Raw genomic sequence first — 18,713 nt, forward strand, 5'->3', positions numbered from 1 at the left:
TTTCAATTTACAAATTTATAACCCAAAAATACAAATTAAAATTACTATTTTTTCACTTCTTTTGAAAAAAAGTAAAAAATCACTATGTCATTCTTAATAAAATTATTATATTGTACCATTCACAATTTGTCAATATTTAGAATCCAAACTCTGATTTAATTGCTCCAAAAACTTTTCATATCATAAAAAAAATGATATAATTTACAAAACAAATTTTATAAAAGGAGCAACCGTGAATTTATTTAATCAAGAAAAAAATAACGAAAATAAAAATATAGATAATGAAAAAAATACCAGTTTTTCTGATGTTCAAGAAAAATATACAAAATTAAGAAATGAAATCGAATATCATAATAATCTTTATTATAATGAGGACAAGCCTCTTATTTCGGATATGGAATACGATGCTTTAATGCGTGAATTAAAACAGCTTGAGCTGGAATATCCAGAATTGCTGAAAAATGAGGAAAATAGAGAAAGTTCGCCTACTGAAAAGATTGGGGGTACTGCGAGTGAAAAATTTTCAAAGGTACGACATCGGGTGCCTATGCTTAGTCTGTCAAATACTTATAATATTTCCGAAATTGAGGATTTTGACAAAAGAGTTAAAAAAATTATTTTATCTGAAAATACTAAGAATCATTCAAAGGAATTGGAGTATATTCTGGAACTGAAACTGGATGGGCTTAGTATAAGTCTAATTTATGAAAACGGGGAGCTTGTTCAGGCTGTAACACGGGGAGATGGGCAAGTTGGGGAAGATGTGACTGAAAATATTATGGAAATTACAACTATTCCTAAAAAATTGAAGGCGAATATTTCGTTGGAAGTTCGTGGAGAAATTATTTTACCAATCTCGAGCTTTAATCGAATAAATCAAGAACGTGAAGATGATGGAGAAGATGTTTTCGCAAATCCTAGAAACGCAGCTTCAGGGACAATAAGACAGCTTGATAAGACAATTGTTGCAGAACGTGGACTTGACTGTTATCTCTATTATCTTGTAAATGCTGAGAATTACGGGATAAATACTCATTTGGAAAGCATTGAATATATTGAAAAACTTGGGTTTAAAACAACAAAAATATTTGAAAAATATACTGATTTTAAAGAATTGGAAAAATCCATCGACAAATGGCATAACGACAGGAAAAAACTTGACTATGAAACAGACGGGCTTGTTATAAAAGTAAATAATTTTGCACTTTACGAAACACTTGGCTACACAACTAAAAGCCCACGATGGGCAATTGCCTACAAATTTCCTGCTGAACAAGTAAAAACTAAATTAATGGACGTAACTTTTCAAGTTGGAAGAACTGGTGTAATTACTCCTGTTGCTGAACTTGAAGCCGTGAATTTATCAGGTTCTGTTGTGAAAAGAGCAAGTTTACATAACTTTGATGAAATTCGCAGAAAAGATATAAAAATTGGAGATAATGTCATTGTAGAAAAGGCAGCTGAAATTATTCCGCAAGTTGTAAATGTTGTGTTTGACGATAGAACTGGAAAAGAAATTGAAATTCATGAGCCAACAAATTGTCCTGTCTGCAATAGCGAACTTGCACACGAAGAAGGACTTGTCGCCTTAAAATGCCACAATCCGCTTTGCCCCGAAAAAGTTAAACGTCAAATTGCTTATTTCGTTTCTCGTGATGCAATGAATATTTCTGGACTTGGTGACAAAATTGTCGAAAAATTTATTGAATTAGGAAAAATAAAAACAATAGTTGATATTTACTCGTTGGAAAAATATCGTGAAGAACTGGAAAATCTTGAAAAAATGGGACAAAAAAGCGTAGATAACTTGATAAATAATATTGAATCCAGTAAAACTCGTGATTTTTCAAAAGTCCTCTATGCACTTGGAATTCCTTTTGTTGGAAAATTCAATGCGAATCTTTTGGCAAAAACTTTTAAAAATATTGAAAATCTGAAAAATCAGTCAATTGAAAATTTATTGGCTGTAAAAGGAATTGGCGATAAAGTAGCAATTGCTGTAAATACTTTCTTAAATGATGAAAATAACTGGAAAATTATCACGAATCTACAAAATATCGGATTACAATTTGCCATTGATGAAACTAATTCAGAAGAAATACCTGATAATCCAATAAAAGACAAAAACTTCCTTGCAACTGGAAAACTGCAAAAGTACAAACGAAACGACATAAAAGATATTATCCTATCCAAAGGCGGAAATTATCTATCAGCAGTTTCAAAAAATCTGAATTTCTTAATTGCTGGGGAAAAGGCTGGAAGCAAGCTGGAAAAAGCTGAGAAATTAGGAATTCGGATACTTACGGAAGAGGAATTTGAAAAGGAATTTTTGGAAATTTAATTTTTTTAAAATAACACTAATATAATATAATTATACTGAAATACGCTGTTTTATTCTTGTGCTAATATTACCTCGTTTCAACTGATCATGTTAAAATAACTGTTATTGCGAAAAAGGGCATGACGTCTGATGCCCTTGTGTTGAAAAATATATAAATAAAAAAGACTGTGATTTATAATTTTCAGTCTTTTTATTTTTTTGCTTTTTAAATTACTTCTCAATTCCTTTTTCTTATTTTTTAGTCACTTTTTTTACAGTTTTTCTATCTCTTGAAACTGGCTTTTCATCAGTAAAAACAATCTTTTTCACATCATCGTAAGTTTTTGCAAAATAGAATTTCATCTGATCTGCAATTTCCTTTGGCAGCTCCTCCGTATCAACTTTGTTGTCATAAGGAAGCACAACATCTCTTATTCCAACTCTATGGGCTCCAATTACCTTTTCCTTGATTCCGCCAACTGCTAGAACCTCTCCAGTAATTGTAATTTCTCCAGTCATTGCCACATCCTGCCTAACTTCCTTGTCAGTCAATACTGAAATTATTGCTGTCGTAATTGTAATACCTGCTGATGGTCCGTCTTTTGGCACTGCTCCTTCAGGAAAGTGCAAATGAACATCGGTTGTTTCGTTGAATTTTTCCTTTATTCCAAGTTCATTTTTTATATGTCGCACGTAAGAATAAGCCACTCTGGCTGATTCCTGCATTACATCTCCCAGTTTTCCTGTAAGCTGCAGCACACCTTTTCCTTCCATTTTTACTGCCTGCACTTCTAGAGTTGTACCTCCGACAACCGTCCATGCAAGTCCATTTACAACTCCGATTTTACCTTCTTTTTCCTTGACTTTATCTATTCTGAATTTTGCATTTCCTAGATACTTCTTGACTTTTGCTTCAGAAACAGAGATTTTTTTGCTGTCAGATTTTGATACAAGTATTTCTTTTGCTATTTTTCTGAATAATTTACCAATTTCTCTTCGTAAATTTCTGACTCCAGCTTCTCTTGTATACTCGTTTATGATTTTCATAACTGCTTTATCAGAAAATGAAATTTTAAATTCTTTTAATCCGTTTTCTTCTTGTGTTTGTGGAATTAAAAATCTTTTTGCAATATTCAATTTTTCAAACTCTGTATATGATTCAATTGAAATAATTTCCATTCTGTCACGAAGAGGTCCTGGAATTCCGCCTAAATCATTTGCAGTACAAATAAAGAATACGTTTGACAAGTCAAAAGTATGGTCAATGTAGTGATCTTCAAATGAGTTATTCTGTGCAGGATCTAAAACTTCCAGCATTGCCGAAGCGGGATCTCCTCTAAAATCAGAAGCCATTTTGTCAATTTCGTCAAACAGCATTACTGGATTATTTACTCCGACTTGTTTCAATGAATTTATAATTCTTCCTGGCATTGCTCCCACGTAAGTTCTTCTATGCCCACGAATTTCAGCCTCATCTCTTACTCCGCCAAGCGAGATTCTTGTGAACTTTCTGTTCATTGAACGTGCCACCGAATGTGCAAGCGATGTTTTACCCACACCTGGAGGTCCCACAAGACAAATAATCGAACCTTTTAATGTTTTATTTAATTTCTTAATTGCCAAAAATTCCAAAATTCTTTCCTTAACTTCTTCCAACCCATAATGATCCTCATTCAGGATTGTTTCAGCTTTTTCAATATCAATCTCATCATTTGAAGAAACTTCCCACGGCAATTCAAGCACAGTTTCAAGGTATGTTCTGATTACTGAAGATTCTGCAGAAAAATCTGGCATTTTTTTCATTCTTGAAAGCTCCTTTACCAATTTATCCTTCAAATCTTGAGGAATCTTAGCATCTTGAACTCTCTGATCCAGCTCTTCCAATTCTTCTTCGGAATCAGTTCCTTCTCCCATTTCTTCACGCATTACTTTTATTTTTTCACGTAAATAATAGTTTTTCTGAACTTCTGCCATTTGCTCTTTTACACGATTTTCAATTTCACGCTCAAGCAGAAAAATTTCAATTTCTCTTTCAAGAATACCCAAAATTTTATACGCCCTCGCTTCCACATCAAGCGTTTCAAGCAAGTCTTGTTTCGTTTCCACTGCAATCATCAAGTTCGTGCAAATTAAATCAAAGACCTTGTCAATATTGTTAATCTCTTTTATGTTGTAAATAATGTCAGGCAGCACCTTGTTAGTCTTTTGCGCATAATTTGAAAACTCGTCAATAACTCTGCGTTTTAAAGCCTCAGCCTTGCTTTCATCAATCGGTTTTGAAAAAATTTCTTCGTATTCAGCATAAATAACGCCTTTATCATCTTTTGGAAATTGATTGATTAAAACCCTATGTTTTGCCTCAACCAGAACTTTCACATTTCCATTCGGCATTTTTACCGTCTGTATTACATGAACCAGCACCCCTGTTTCGTACACATCTTCCGGAAATTTTGGCTCTTCCACATTCGCATCTTTTTGTGCTGAAAGAATTAGCTTGCTGTCAAATCTTGAAATTGATTCTTCAAGGCTTTTCAGGCTTGACTGCCTACCGATAAAAATCGGAGTTACAACACCTGGAAATACAACTAATTCTCTTGTAGCTATAAATGGTTTGTTTTGCATAATTTCCCCTTTCATACTTTCATATTTAATTATTAAACGTTACTCAACAATTACTTTCTTCTTATCTGTAACTGCTTCTTTAGTAATTATTACTTTTTTAACATTATCTTTTGATGGAATTTCATACATCAAGTCAGTCATGACACTCTCAATAATCGAACGAAGCCCCCTTGCCCCAATTTTTCTTTTCAGTGCCAACTGTGCAATCTCAACAATTGCATCCTTCTCAAATTCCAGATCTACATTTTCCATTTCAAAATATTTTTTATATTGCTTAACAAGCGAGTTTTTAGGCTCTGTCAATATTTTTATCATAGCTTCCTCATCAAGCCCATGAAGTGCCGTAATTACCGGCAAACGTCCTATTAATTCAGGAATTAATCCAAATTTTATCAAATCTTCCGGCAAAACATTTTCAAACAGAGTCAAATCATCCAGCTTAGTCTTATTCGTTTCCAGCCCAAATCCTACTCTCTTTTCATTAACTCTGTCCTTAACTTTGGCTTCCAGTCCTTCAAACGCCCCTCCAACGATAAATAAAATATCCTTTGTGTTAATTTCAATCATTTCCTGGTTTGGATGCTTTCTTCCACCTTGTGGCGGCACGCTCGCAACAGTCCCTTCAATGATTTTAAGTAATGCCTGCTGGACTCCTTCTCCAGAAACATCCCTTGTAATTGACATATTTTCCGATTTTCTCGCAATTTTGTCAATTTCATCAATATAAATTATTCCATGTTCTGCCGCTTCAATGTCATAATCAGCAGCTTTTATTAATTTTAAAAGTACATTCTCGACATCATCCCCAACATATCCAGCTTCCGTCAATGTCGTTGCATCTGCAATCGCCAAAGGCACATTCAATGTTTTCGCCAATGTCTGTGCAAGCAAAGTTTTCCCGCTTCCAGTAGGCCCCACCAGCAGCACATTTGATTTTTGAAGCTCCACATCATTATCTACATTTTTCTGTTTATGCATTATTCTCTTAAAATGATTATAAACCGCCACAGACAACACCTTTTTAGGCTGTTCCTGTCCGATAATATATTCATCAAGTTTTGCCTTTATTTCTTTTGGCTTTAACAGCGTGATTTCCCTGTTAGGTTCATTTTCGTCATATTCCCTAAAACTGTCCAGCAATTCCGCACTGTCTTCTATACATTCATTACAGATAAACACATCATCCTCTTCAGGACTCTGTATTAACCGTTCCACTTCATGCTCTTCCCTGCCACAAAATGAACAGTAATTTTTTTTCTTATTTGCCAATATTTTTCACCTCGTTTTTTCTTTATATATAATTTACTATTAACAATAAATTTATTTAGCAACTTCATCAAGATGTTATACTTTCAAAAAATTAAATACAATCTTTAAATATTTATGTAAATGATTTTTCTTTAGATTTTATAAAGTGAATTATATTATATAGATATTTTTTCTTTTTTCTACGTAAAGGGGATCAATCGCCATCCCCTTTACAATCCCCGCTTGTCTAAGCATTTTTTGAAAATAAAAATTAAACTCACTTCGTTCAGACAGAAATTTTTATTTCCAAAAAATCACGACATTTTTAATCCAATTATAAAAGCCTTTACAAGAAATACTTAACGATAAATTTTTAATTTAAGAACTGTTTTTAAAGTTACCAAATAAATTTTACAATATCTTATCAATCAATCCATAATTTACAGCTTCGTCTGGGGACATAAAGTTGTCTCTTTCAGTATCTGCATAGATTTCTTCTACTGATTTTCCAGTTGCTTCTGATAAAATTTTGCTTATAATTTCCTTCATTCTTTCAATTTCTTTTGCCTGAATCTGAATGTCTGTTGCTTGACCTCTTGCTCCGCCTAGTGGCTGGTGAATCATGATTCTTGAATTTGGCAATGAGTATCTTTTGCCTTTTGCTCCAGCTGACAGTAATACTGCCCCCATACTTGCTGCCTGTCCTACACATACTGTAGAAACATCGCTTTTAATGTGACGCATTGTGTCATAAATCGCAAGTCCTGCGGTAATTACTCCTCCCGGACTGTTTATATACATAACAATATCTTTTTCATTATCCTGTGCATCTAGAAACAGCAGCTGTGCAACAATCGCATTTGCCATCCCATCTTCAACTTCTCCGCTTACAAAAATTATTCTATCCTTTAAAAGTCTTGAATAAATATCATAGCTTCTCTCCCCACGTCCATCATTTTCAATAACTACTGGACTATATACTGACATATTATTTCCTCCTCTTTCTGTCAATTTTTCTTTCATTTTTTATTTTTTCTCATTATTGTAAAATTACGTAATACTAAACCCTATTTAAAAAAACAGAAATTATATTTTATGTTATTTGATAACAAGATCCCTTGATCCCTTGCTAAAAAATTCATAACTAATCTGCTATTCAAATGGGAAATAGTATAAAATCATTTTAAAATTTTGCAGTTTAAATATAGAGAAAAAGAATTCCGCAATAAACTATTTTATCACAAAATTCTTCTAAAATCAAAATATTCTTTTTATTTATCAATTTTTCTAAAATTACTATTTAACTTTTGCTTCATTTACTAATAAATCAATTGTTTTTTGATTTACTAATCTATAGTTTGTTTCATCAATGAATCTTTCATAGTTTCCATTTTTTCTTACATCAGCGATTAATGCTTCTTTTTCAAGTCCGTACATTGCAGCCAATGTTTCGATTTCTTTTGATACTTCTTCGTCAGTTGCCTTGATTGCTTCAGCTTTTGCGATTTCAGCTAGCACTAATTCTGTTTTTACTGATTTTTCAGCGTTTTCTTTTGAGTTTTCTCTCATTGTTTCCATTGTTTGCCCAGTCATTTGGAAGTATTGGTTAAGATTAATTCCTTGCATTTGCAGTTGTTGTGCAAATCTGTTGATTTGATAGTCAATTTCTCTTTGAACTAATGCTTCTGGAACTTCAACTTCTATTGCGCTTACCACAGCGTCCACAACTTTGTTCTTAAATTCGTTTTCAGCTCTTGCTTCTTCTCTTTTTGTAATATTTTCTCTAGTTTTAGCTGTCATATCTTCAACAGAGTCAAATCCTAATTCTTTTGCCAAATCGTCATTTAATTCAGCTTCTTCTTTTCTCTTGATTGAATTTACTTTTACTTTGAATAAAGCTGGTTTTCCTTTTAGGCTTTCAGCGTGATATTCTTCAGGGAATGTAACATTTACGTCAAATTCATCGCCTTTTTTATGCCCTGCGATTTGATCTTCGAAAGTATCAATAAAACTGTGAGAACCCAATGTCAAGTCATATCCTTCAGCTTTTCCACCGTCAAATGGCTTACCATCTATAAATCCTTCAAAGTTAATATTTACAACATCATCATTTTTAGCTTCTTCATTTTCTTCAACTTCTTTTAGTTTTGCAGCATTTTCTCTTAATCTTTCGATTTCTTCATTTACTTTTTCGTCAGTAATTTCCACTTTTCCCTTTTCTACTTCCACACCTTTATATTGTCCCAATTCAAATGAAGGCAATACAGGTATTGTAAATACTACTTCAACTTTATCATCGTTATGTTCATATTTTTCAAGTTTAATATCAGCAATTGGTTTTAATTCGTTTTCTGCAACCGCTTTTCTGTATTCGTCAGAAATAATATGGTTTAAGATTTCCCCTTCAATTTCTTTTTTGAATTTATTTTCAATAACTTTTGCAGGCACATGCCCTGGACGGAATCCGTCGACTTTTGCATCTTTAAAATGTGCTAAAACATGTTCCTTTAAGTGTTTTAATTCTTCTCCTTCCCTAACTGCTGATACTTCATAAGTAGTTCCATTTAATTTTTTTACTGCCATTTCTTTAATTCCTCCTAAAATTTTTTTATTATATATATTTTTTTAATTAATTTATTTTTATTTAAAATCCTTTATCTTAAGTTCGATAAATAAATCTGAATGAACTGACTTAAATATCGGAGTATAAACCATTTTAACTTTTTTCTTATAAAAATTATTTGTCTTCAATTTATGTCCTAAATTGTACCCAATTACCGAGATAATACGGTTATTTTTTCTGACAAATCCCTTAAAATGCCGATTATTTATTCCAAATTTCGTTAAATTCAGAAAACTCACGTCTGAATCCATAAAGTTTGGCTCCTGATTATCCAGCCCAAAAGGCGAAAGCCTGTTTATTTCGTGCAATTTTCTTTTGTTTAAATGCTCAATGTTCAACCAAGCATCCACATATAAAGTTTTTTGAACATTTTCCCTATTTTTTCTAGCAAGTTTCTGCCGCAGATGCTTTTCAATTTCACCTAAATATTTTTCTGAAACAAGAAATCCTGCCGCCAAGTCATGCCCTCCAAACCTCTCCAGCTTATCCGATACACTTTTTAAAATATCAAAAATATTAATCCCTTCGATACTTCTGCATGATGCTTTTCCGTATCCATTTTTTATTGAAATAAGAATTACTGGAATATTGTATTTTATGGAAATTCTTGAACAGACTACTCCAATTACGCCAGAATGCCATTTTCTGCTTTTCATAAAAATATACTTTGGACGTTCCAGGCGCTGTATCTTTTCTTCCAGCTCATTATAAATCTCATTTTCCAGATAACGCCTGATTTTGTTTGCACGCTTCATTTCCTCGATTATTGCAAAAAGTTTGAAATCATCTTCTTGAATAAAGAAATTTACAACAATTTTTGAATTATCAATTCTTCCAAGCGCATTGAAAATTGGCGCAATAAAAAATCCAATATCGCTAGTCGTTATATTTCTAGGATTTATCTTCAAATAGTTAATAATATACTTCAAACCTTTTATTTTAGTTTTTTTTAAGTTATTTAACCCTTTTTTGATGATAAACCTGTTTTCATCCGTCATTGGCACAACATCTGCAACCGTTCCAATCATTATAATGTCCATATAGTCATACAGTATTTTTTTATTTACACCGTATCTCTCATAGACAGCATCCGCAAGTTTGAAGGCAACTCCTGAGCCTGATAGGGATTTATTAGGATAAGTCTCACTAGTCTTTGGATTTATTGTAAGAATATCCAATTCTTTTTCCTGCTCTCTATCCTCCAAAATCCCAATTTGTCTATGATGATCTGTTATAATTATGTCAATGCCACTAGTTTTTAACATCAATATTTCTTCACGGTTATTTATTGAAATATCAACTGTTATAAACAATTTTGCGTCCCGTTTTTTCAAAAAATTCAAGAGATTTTTATTTATTCCTATTCCTTCATGAGCACGATTTGGAATATAATAATCCACATTAAGCCCCAATTTTCGCAGCATTATCACCAGATACGCTACACCAGAGATGCCGTCAACGTCATAATCTCCATAAATTACAATTTTTTCCTTATTTCTTCCAGCTTTTTTTATTCTTTCCACAACTTTTTCCATATTTTCAAACAAAAATGGATCATGTATGTCCTTCTTATCTGAATTTAAAAATTTAGAAACTTTTTCCTCTGTATCAATTCCCCGATTTAAAAGCAGCCTTGAAATTAACTTGCTTTCACCAAATTCAGAACTTTTTGATGTCAAATAATCTTCATTATAGCTTTTTAATTCCCATTTCATTACAAGATTAATCGCTTCCTTTTTTGTATAGTTGCAGGACTGCCTCAAAATTCAATTTATTTTTATAATTTTCAAAACAGCCCAGTATTTCTGTTATTCGATATCGTTATTTTCTTTTTTATTTCATTTAATATCGAAGCAATTTTTACACCGTATTCAACGCTGTCATCCATATGAATCCTTACTTCTGGAACAAATCTTATCGACAGCTGCGAACCAATTTTTTTTCTAAAAAAACCTTTTAATTTATTCAAATCCTCAGCGATTCTTTCCTTGTTTATATTGTCTTTTAAATCCAGTATTGAAAAGGTTAAATCAAGGTATCGCCCATCTTTTGTCAGCTCAACCTTGTGAATTGACACAAGATTTTTTATTTTCTCATTTTTTATCTCTGTCAAAAGCGTCATTCCGACAATTCTTGATATTTCTTTTTCCAGTCCTCTTTTTCTTCTGTCATTCATACAATTATCACCTATCTATCCGTTATCTTGGGATTTCTTCCATAATGTACGATTCGATGATATCCCCGGCTTTAATATCATTAAAGTCTTGGATGCCAATTCCACATTCCTGTCCCGTTACAACTTCCTTAACATCATCTTTAAACCGTTTCAATGAACCTAATTCACCGTCAAAAATAATAATTCCATCACGAATTACACGGATTTTTGAATCTTTTGTAACTTTTCCATCAACAACGACAGCTCCAGCAATATTTCCAACATTTGATACTTTGAATACTTGCTTAACTTCAATTCTTCCATAGTAAACTTCCTTAAATTCTGGATCAAGCATTCCTTTCATCGCTTTTTCAATTTCCTCAGTTGCGTGGTAGATCACGTTATAGTTTCTAATTTCCACTCCCGTTTTTTCAGCAATGATTCTGGCTGGTGTCGTTGGACGTACGTTAAATGCGATTATAATTGCATTCGATGCTTCTGCAAGTTTTACGTCCCCTTCCGTTACAGCTCCTGCACTTCCCTGAATTACATTAATCACAACTTTTTCAGTATTAAGTTTTTCAAGCGATTCCTTAAGCGCCTCAACAGAACCTCTTGAATCGGCCCTTATGATACATTTCAATTCTTTTAATTCCTGCTCTTCCAGCTCTTGAGATAAACTTTCCAGTGAAATATGTTTTTTCTTGTTTTGCTCATTTACTTTTCTTTCCCTGATAAAGTCCTCAACAATTTTCTTAGCCTGTTTATCGCTTTCTACGCCGTACAAAATATCCCCTGCATTCGGCACGACATTAAATCCTATAATTTCAACTGGCTGTGAAATGATAGCCTTGCTTATTTTCTTACCTCTGTCATCAAGCATTGAACGGACTCTCCCATGAGATTCCCCTGCTACAAACACATCTCCTATTTTAAGCGTTCCTTCCTGCACAAGCACATCGGCAACTGCTCCCATTTTCGGATCCAGTCTTGATTCCACAACAACCGCTTTTGGACGTTTGTTTGGATTAGCCTTCAATTCTTGAAGTTCCGCTGTAATTAATATTGTTTCAAGAAGCTCTTCCAAATTAATTTTCTGTTTTGCAGAAATTTCAACAAATTCAGTAGTTCCTCCCCATTCAGGTGACATTAGCCCATATTCAGTCAATTCAGTTCTAACTTTCATAGGATCCGCACCTGGCTTGTCAATTTTATTAATTGCAACAATTATAGGAACTCCAGCTTCCTTAGCGTGAGAAATGGCTTCCACAGTTTGAGGCTTTACCCCGTCATCAGCGGCTACAATTAGAATAGAAATATCTGTAATATTCGCACCTCTTGCCCGCATTTCAGTAAACGCCTCATGCCCCGGAGTATCAATAAATGTAATTCTCTGTCCTTTCCAGTTTACTTGGTAAGCCCCGATCTTTTGTGTAATTCCTCCAGCTTCGTCACTCATTACGTTTGTATGTCTAAGCGCATCCAGCAAAGAAGTTTTACCGTGATCGACGTGTCCCATTATCGTAATAACTGGCGCTCTCGTTACAAGCTCCTCAGGCTTGTCTTCCTGTTCAAGATGATATTTTTCACCGTAACTGACTTCCTCTACTACTTCCTTTTCTACGATTACTTCATAGTCAAGTGCCACTTCTTCAGCTTCCTCAAATGATAAAATGGCGTTCGCAGTAAGCAGTTTTCCTTCCATAAAGAATTTTTTGATTATATCAGAAACATTGATTCCCAATTTTTCAGCTAAATCTTTAATAACAATTTCTTCTCCAATCGTTATCATTCCTATGCTCTCTCCTTCAATTCTGATAATTTCATCCTTGACAGCTTTTTCCTGTTTCTTATTTTTCTTTTTCTTTTTGTCATCTTTTCTAAAGTCAGAACGAAGTTCCTTTTCCTGATGTTCCCTGTCCCTTCTATTTTTCTCATATTTTTTCTTGTCAAATTTGCCTTTTCCTTTTCCACCTGCTTTTCCCTTTTCAGCCACTGCCGCTGCTGGGATTTCAGATGATGTTTCCTTTTTGGCATTAGAAAAATTTCGGCTGTCTTTTCTAAAGTCATCTCTGTCCTTATTAAATCCGCCTCTTTCGGAAAAACTTCTATTGTCCTGTCTATCCCTAAAGTTTCTTCCGCCTCCCTGGTTATCTCTATCTCTATTTTGGAAGCTTCTGTTCTCACGGTTATCTCTTGTCTGACTATTTCCATCCCTGTTAAAGTTCCGGTTATCCCTTCTGAAGCTGTCTCTTCCCTCTTTCCTGAATCCGTCCTTGTTTCTGTCTTCCCTGTTCCGGTTATCTCTTGTCTGGAAATTTCTTCCGCCTCCCTGGTTATCTCTATCTCTATTTTGGAAGCTTCTGTTCTCACGGTTATCTCTTGCCTGGTTATTTCCATCCCTGTTAAAGTTCCGGTTATCCCTTCTGAAGCCGTCTCTTCCTTCTTTTCTGAATCCGTCCCTGTTTCTGTCTTCCCTGTTCCGATTATCTCTTGTCTGGAAATTTCTTCCGCCATTTTCTCTATTATCTTTACTGTCTCGGCTATCTCTATTTTGAAAACTTTGCTTTTCCTTATTTAATTCATTCGCTTTATTATTTTGGCTACTCAAATTAATTTTCATCTCCATTTTCCTATTATTTTCTTTTTTATCAAATCTATTTGATTTTTCAAATTTTTGATTTTTATTATTATCTAAATTTTTCTTATTCAGATTACCTTTGCTAATGTTATCTGATTTCTTTTCTGTATTTAGTTTAATATCTTTTTGCAGCGGTTGTTTTGGCTTCTCATAATTTTTACTAATATTTTTATCCTCATTAATTTTACTATGTTCAGCATTACTGTTTTTTTGACTGTCTGAATGGCTATTTGCCGCTTTTGCAACATTTTCTTTTGTATTCAGATTTTCAGTTTTACTTGTATTCTGATTTTGGACGTCTTTTTGAAGTTTTTTCCTTATCAGGCTTACTTCTTCATCACTTAGTACATTCATATGATGTTTTTTATCTATCCCAAATTTTCTGATTTCTTCCATAAATTTAGTTGCAGTAAAACCATTTTCCTTTGCTAATTCATGCACTTTCATCCATTCATCACCTCCACTTTGCTTAATATTCCTTTTATTACTTTTTTATCAAAAATACCAACAACATTCACATCTCTTGAAAAAAGCTTTATTAATTCGATTTTTTTTTCAATAAATACGATTTTAAAATTAAACTTCTCACTTAATTTCTTAAATTCCTCAATGTATTTTGCCTTTATGTCTTTTGGAACAATAACAAGCTTTACTTTTTCACGCTTTATCCCGTTAATTGTTTCCTCTACTCCAAAGACAAAATATTCAGAATTTTTCATTGGCTTTAAAATATCAATTATATTTTTCTTTTGTTTTTTTACTTCTTCCAGCATCTGCACGAGCTGCTCCATTTCAATATTATACTTCTTATGTTTTGACAGTCTTTCAATACATTCGTTCGTTTTACAGACATAAAATCCTCTTGCCTGCACTTTCATTTCCTTATCATAAACATATTTCCCGTCCTGCTCGGCAATTCTAAAAAAACTTTCCTTTTCACCTTTTTTCCTACAGCAAATGCACATTCTCTCAGGTTTATTAATTTCTTTTTTTTCTTTTCTTAATGTATCCAAACTCTCTAATCATCTCCTTGTTTGATACTTTTTCAATGCTTATCTTTTATAATTTTTTTGTAAATTTAAGTTTTATTCTTCTCCGTGAAGTTCAGCAAATGCGCTTTCCTCAACTTCATAATCATCATTTGAATTATGTGTTCCTTCAATATTTTCAGCTTCATCTTCAAATGAATCATTAAAGGCTGTTTCTTCTTCAAATTCATCAATTTCAGCAGGTTCTGTATGAATGTCAATTTTCACGCCGCACAGTCTTGCCGCAAGTCTTGAATTTTGCCCTTTCTTACCGATTGCAAGCGATAACTGATTTTCTGCTACAAGCACTCTTGCAACTTTCATATTTTCCTCGCCTTCCTCAACAATTTCCACTGACAGAACTTCAGCAGGATTCAAGGCATTTTTTACAAATTCCGTTATATCCTCATTCCAAAGAACAATGTCTATTTTTTCTCCGCAAAGTTCATCAATGATATTTTGAATTCTCATTCCATTACGTCCAATACATGCACCTTTTACATCTAGATTTTCATCATTTGAGTAAACAGCGACTTTAGAACGGCTTCCTGCTTCCCTTGCAATATTTTTGATTTCAATAATTTCCTCATAAATTTCAGGAACTTCTAATTCAAGCAGTCCTCGAAGCAATTCCTCAGATTTTCTTGAAACAAAAGTTTTTGTAAATTTCGTAGACTCTTCCACAGCGTCGATATAAATTTTAATTCTATCTCCCTGTCTAAATATGTCAACTGGCGATAATTCCTTTGCTGGCACAATTGCTTCAAGTCCGTTTATATCCACATACAGATTCCCTTTTTCATCAGTTTTTCTAACATTTGCAGAAACAATTGAATTTTCAATTTCCTTAAATTTGTTAAAGATATTTCTTTTTTCACATTCCCTAACCTTTTGCACAACGATCTGCTTTGCATTCTGAATCGCATTTCTCTTAAAACTTTCAGCATTAATTTCCAAATCCAGAATATCTCCCAGCTTAGCACGTTTTTTTACAGAAATTGCATCTTCCAGGCTAATTTCCTCATCTGGATTTTCCACATTTTCCACAACCAGCCTTTGTGAATAAACTTTTACATCTCCGCTGTTTCTATTAATCGTTACCTTCACGTTATCCTTTTCACCATAATTTTTTTTATACGCCGCAAGCAGCGCAATTTCTATAGTTTCCAGCAATTCTTCCTTTAAAATTCCCTTTTCCTTTTCAAGTTCATCAAGTGCTTCCAAAAATATTTTTTGATCTCGCCCTTTCATCATTCCTCCTCACTATTTAATATGCCATTTGGTAATTCATATATTAAATTTGCTTTCTTTAATTTAGAAAGTGGTATTTCCACTATTTTTTCCAATTTATCATCCAAAAGAAAAATTGTATCATTCTCAAATTTTTCCAATTTTCCTAAAAATTTTTTTACCCCTTCAATATTGCTCTTAGCCTGAACATTAATTCTCTCTCCCAAAAATCTCATAAAATCCTTAGGCTTTCTCAATCTACGCTCAACCCCAGGTGTCGAAACCTCCAGAAAAAACTTCTCTTCTATCAAGTCATCTGCAATCCCGTCAATCTCACGGCTAAAATCAATACAGTCATCAAGCGTCGTAGTTCCATCCAATTTCTCCACATAAACCCTCAAATAATTATATCCCCCATCCCTTACATATTCCAAATCTGCCAATTCCAGATTCATCTCTTTTAAATGCGATTCGATTTTCTTCTCAAACTCATTTAAAATCTGTTCCATAAAATTACACCTCATATCTAAAACTAAAGAGTGGGCTGACCCACTCTCTACCTGAAATTATTTTCTGTAACTATAATAACACATTTTCTCTTTTTTTTCAACCCTCTATCTAAAAATTTACTTTATTATATTATTTTTACTTTTTGTTGCACTTGACTTGACAATACGCCTTTGTATTTCTTCTAATATATGCAATTTTTTTTATTTTAAGTCAATAAAATCAAACATTTTCAATAATTTTTACCTGTTTCCATCTATATATTAATTTTTTGCCAAATTTTAAAATTCTGCTCCAAAACCTAACTTCACAAGGCTATTTTTGCTATCTCTTAATTCATATGAAGTCTTAATTTTAAAATTATCTGAAATATTATATTTCAAACCAGCTTCCACATTAATAGTGCCACTTGCATAATTTAATGGTGCAATAGTATACCTTCTAGAGTATTCTCTTTCAGAATGATAGGATTTTTTATTAAATCTCTGTTCGTATTTTAAATTACCAAATAAATCAAGTTTGCCAAATGATTTTTCTCCATACACTCCGACAATTCCTTCTGAGATAGTTTTGGATGTATTTGAAATATGTAATTTATCAATGCTTCCTTCCTTTACTTTTGTTATTCCTAGCCCGGCATAAGGTTTTACATACCCATTGTCAAATAAAAATTTATATCCAACTTTTACGCTAAAGTCTAAGATTTTTGATTTATATTCGGCATTGGCAATAGCTCCTAACCCGGTATTTGTATCAAATGCATGCTTATTTGAAGAATATATCAGATTCCCTGTTAAATCTATATTATCATTAAAGTCATATTTACCATTTAATCCAAACTGAGATGATGTTATTTTTTCTTTTACATTACTAAATTTCCCCCTGTAATTAACTTTTGATTTTTGAGAGCCGAAAACAGTTCCTAAAGAGAATTTTCCAAAATCTTTAGACACATCCGCTAAAACGCCGTCAGTATCTGAATCATATCGTACATTGCTTTCCTTATCTTTATATTTTCCGCCATAATTTCCCATATAGGCAATGTCAATCTTATACTGCCCGTCTTTTGAATTTTCAAGATTTTTATAAATTGCGCTTCTTGCAGCTTTTGTTAAATCTAAATCAACTTTTGAACGAGGCATTTCAACAGTAACTTTTTCCGCCGCCCGATTCTCAGGTGAAAACAAACTTCCTGTTTTTGGAGTAAAGTTATTAATTGTCATCATCAGATCTTCAAAATATGTAGGCAAGTCATCATACCCGTTGGGATAAGCATTCGTATCTGAAGTAATAAACAAATTTCCTGCATTACGTTCACGAGATAATTTTATAATTTCTTCATATTGTTCTGGCGTCGCATTATAAATTACATGTAAAATATGATTGGAATTTGCAGGATCCTTTTCAAATTCGGATGTTCTGGTACGATAATTATTCAAATATTCCGTTGCGCTAACTTCCTGAGTCATCCAAATATCAGCATAAGGTGCGATTCCATCTCTGATTCCCCATCCATTATTTGCAATAACGGTCATTTCTGGATATTTAGACTTTATATAATTATAAATTTTAGCCATATAATCAATTTGTGCCTGAGTCGCTCCTCCTTCAATTTCATCGATAAAATATCCCGCTATATTTTCTCTTCCATAAAAATTGACAAAATTATCAATATCAGCATAAACTAAATCAAGATTTCTAGTAGAACCATGTGTATATGTATATCCTATATTTTTTATTCCTGCCGCTTTATTTCTCGCTATCTGTTCCATATCTTCATCTCTTTTAACCAAATATTGCTGATGAGGATCTCCAGACGGTGCAGCTTTATATGAACCAAAAGCTACATAAGGGATTAATCCGCCTCCAACATCTGTGATTCCTTTCCAAAAAGAAACGTTGTCACCACTCTTTCCAGTCCATCGAAATGCAGGCATAACAACTTGCTGGCTTTTTATAATTTCATTATCAGAATCTTTATGTTTTTTTGAAAATCCTCCCATATATTCCAAATTAATCTGTATTCTATCAGGATCATCATAATTTTCTTTTTTAGTGTTAAAATTGCTATTCTGCTTAAAATTACGTTTTTCTGAAATAGAATTATCTGAAATTAATTTTTCTGAACTGTTTTTTGCTTCCAAATTTTCCGCAATCTTATTTTCATTTTCTGATATTTTTATCAAATTATCTGTATCGTCTTTAGAATTTGTATTTCCATAACTTATTCCAGTAATTCCTGCCATTATGCAAGGTAATATTTTTTTTAATTGTTTTTTCATCTCTATGCTCCCTAATAATCCAAAGTCTTGCCTTGTTAATTGCATACTTTATTAACG

At 33.0% G+C, this 18,713-nt stretch carries 12 protein-coding genes; 1 reads left to right on the plus strand and 11 read right to left on the minus strand.

The window, feature by feature from the left end; translation table 11 throughout:
• Positions 1-232: 232 nt before the first annotated feature.
• The gene (gene ligA / locus HW275_RS01145; protein WP_178934425.1) at positions 233-2,341 is read left to right on the plus strand and encodes an NAD-dependent DNA ligase LigA; all 2,109 of its coding nucleotides are present in this window, start codon (positions 233-235) and stop codon (positions 2,339-2,341) included.
• Between the two features lie 231 nt (positions 2,342-2,572).
• Here ligA and lon read toward each other — a convergent pair whose 3' ends face one another.
• The 11 genes from lon to HW275_RS01200 form a co-directional block, all read right to left on the minus strand.
• Positions 2,573-4,942 carry an endopeptidase La gene (gene lon, locus HW275_RS01150; protein WP_178934427.1) on the minus strand — a complete coding sequence of 790 codons (2,370 nt, stop codon included), beginning with the start codon at positions 4,940-4,942 and terminating at the stop codon, positions 2,573-2,575.
• Between the two features lie 39 nt (positions 4,943-4,981).
• A complete protein-coding gene (gene clpX / locus HW275_RS01155; protein ID WP_178934429.1) occupies positions 4,982-6,211 on the minus strand; it encodes an ATP-dependent Clp protease ATP-binding subunit ClpX in 1,230 nt (409 codons plus the stop codon).
• A gap of 390 nt (positions 6,212-6,601) precedes the next feature.
• A complete protein-coding gene (clpP, locus tag HW275_RS01160) occupies positions 6,602-7,177 on the minus strand; it encodes an ATP-dependent Clp endopeptidase proteolytic subunit ClpP (RefSeq protein WP_178934431.1) in 576 nt (191 codons plus the stop codon).
• Positions 7,178-7,486: 309 nt separating this feature from the next.
• Positions 7,487-8,773, minus strand: coding sequence for a trigger factor (gene tig, locus HW275_RS01165; RefSeq protein ID WP_178934434.1), 1,287 nt, complete (start codon positions 8,771-8,773; stop codon positions 7,487-7,489).
• 57 nt (positions 8,774-8,830) lie between these two features.
• On the minus strand, positions 8,831-10,528 hold the full coding sequence (gene recJ, locus HW275_RS01170; protein ID WP_178934436.1) for a single-stranded-DNA-specific exonuclease RecJ: 1,698 nt from the start codon (positions 10,526-10,528) through the stop codon (positions 8,831-8,833).
• Between the two features lie 71 nt (positions 10,529-10,599).
• On the minus strand, positions 10,600-10,989 hold the full coding sequence (gene rbfA, locus HW275_RS01175; RefSeq protein ID WP_178934438.1) for a 30S ribosome-binding factor RbfA: 390 nt from the start codon (positions 10,987-10,989) through the stop codon (positions 10,600-10,602).
• A gap of 22 nt (positions 10,990-11,011) precedes the next feature.
• The gene (gene infB, locus HW275_RS01180; protein ID WP_178934440.1) at positions 11,012-14,056 is read right to left on the minus strand and encodes a translation initiation factor IF-2; all 3,045 of its coding nucleotides are present in this window, start codon (positions 14,054-14,056) and stop codon (positions 11,012-11,014) included.
• Positions 14,053-14,622 carry a DUF448 domain-containing protein gene (locus HW275_RS01185; RefSeq protein WP_178934443.1) on the minus strand — a complete coding sequence of 190 codons (570 nt, stop codon included), beginning with the start codon at positions 14,620-14,622 and terminating at the stop codon, positions 14,053-14,055. Before HW275_RS01185 ends, infB begins: the two co-directional genes overlap by 4 nt.
• A 72-nt stretch (positions 14,623-14,694) precedes the next feature.
• The gene (gene nusA, locus HW275_RS01190) at positions 14,695-15,888 is read right to left on the minus strand and encodes a transcription termination factor NusA (RefSeq protein WP_178934445.1); all 1,194 of its coding nucleotides are present in this window, start codon (positions 15,886-15,888) and stop codon (positions 14,695-14,697) included.
• A complete protein-coding gene (gene rimP, locus HW275_RS01195) occupies positions 15,888-16,376 on the minus strand; it encodes a ribosome maturation factor RimP (protein ID WP_178934447.1) in 489 nt (162 codons plus the stop codon). Before rimP ends, nusA begins: the two co-directional genes overlap by 1 nt.
• 279 nt (positions 16,377-16,655) lie before the next feature.
• Positions 16,656-18,656 carry a spherulation-specific family 4 protein gene (locus HW275_RS01200; protein ID WP_178934449.1) on the minus strand — a complete coding sequence of 667 codons (2,001 nt, stop codon included), beginning with the start codon at positions 18,654-18,656 and terminating at the stop codon, positions 16,656-16,658.
• Between the last annotated feature and the right edge of the window lie 57 nt (positions 18,657-18,713).

Origin of the sequence: Leptotrichia sp. oral taxon 223 (assembly GCF_013394795.1) — a bacterium.
Taxonomy (GTDB): Bacteria; Fusobacteriota; Fusobacteriia; order Fusobacteriales; family Leptotrichiaceae; genus Leptotrichia.

Excerpts from the sequence above, each read along its gene's own strand:
- lon (WP_178934427.1), bottom strand. The coding sequence starts at position 4,942 with ATGCAAAACAAACCATTTATAGCTACAAGAGAATTAGTTGTATTTCCA.
- clpP (WP_178934431.1), bottom strand. The coding sequence starts at position 7,177 with ATGTCAGTATATAGTCCAGTAGTTATTGAAAATGATGGACGTGGGGAG.
- tig (WP_178934434.1), bottom strand. The coding sequence starts at position 8,773 with ATGGCAGTAAAAAAATTAAATGGAACTACTTATGAAGTATCAGCAGTT.
- recJ (WP_178934436.1), bottom strand. The coding sequence starts at position 10,528 with ATGAAATGGGAATTAAAAAGCTATAATGAAGATTATTTGACATCAAAA.
- rbfA (WP_178934438.1), bottom strand. The coding sequence starts at position 10,989 with ATGAATGACAGAAGAAAAAGAGGACTGGAAAAAGAAATATCAAGAATT.
- infB (WP_178934440.1), bottom strand. The coding sequence starts at position 14,056 with ATGAAAGTGCATGAATTAGCAAAGGAAAATGGTTTTACTGCAACTAAA.
- nusA (WP_178934445.1), bottom strand. The coding sequence starts at position 15,888 with ATGAAAGGGCGAGATCAAAAAATATTTTTGGAAGCACTTGATGAACTT.
- rimP (WP_178934447.1), bottom strand. The coding sequence starts at position 16,376 with ATGGAACAGATTTTAAATGAGTTTGAGAAGAAAATCGAATCGCATTTA.
- HW275_RS01200 (WP_178934449.1), bottom strand. The coding sequence starts at position 18,656 with ATGAAAAAACAATTAAAAAAAATATTACCTTGCATAATGGCAGGAATT.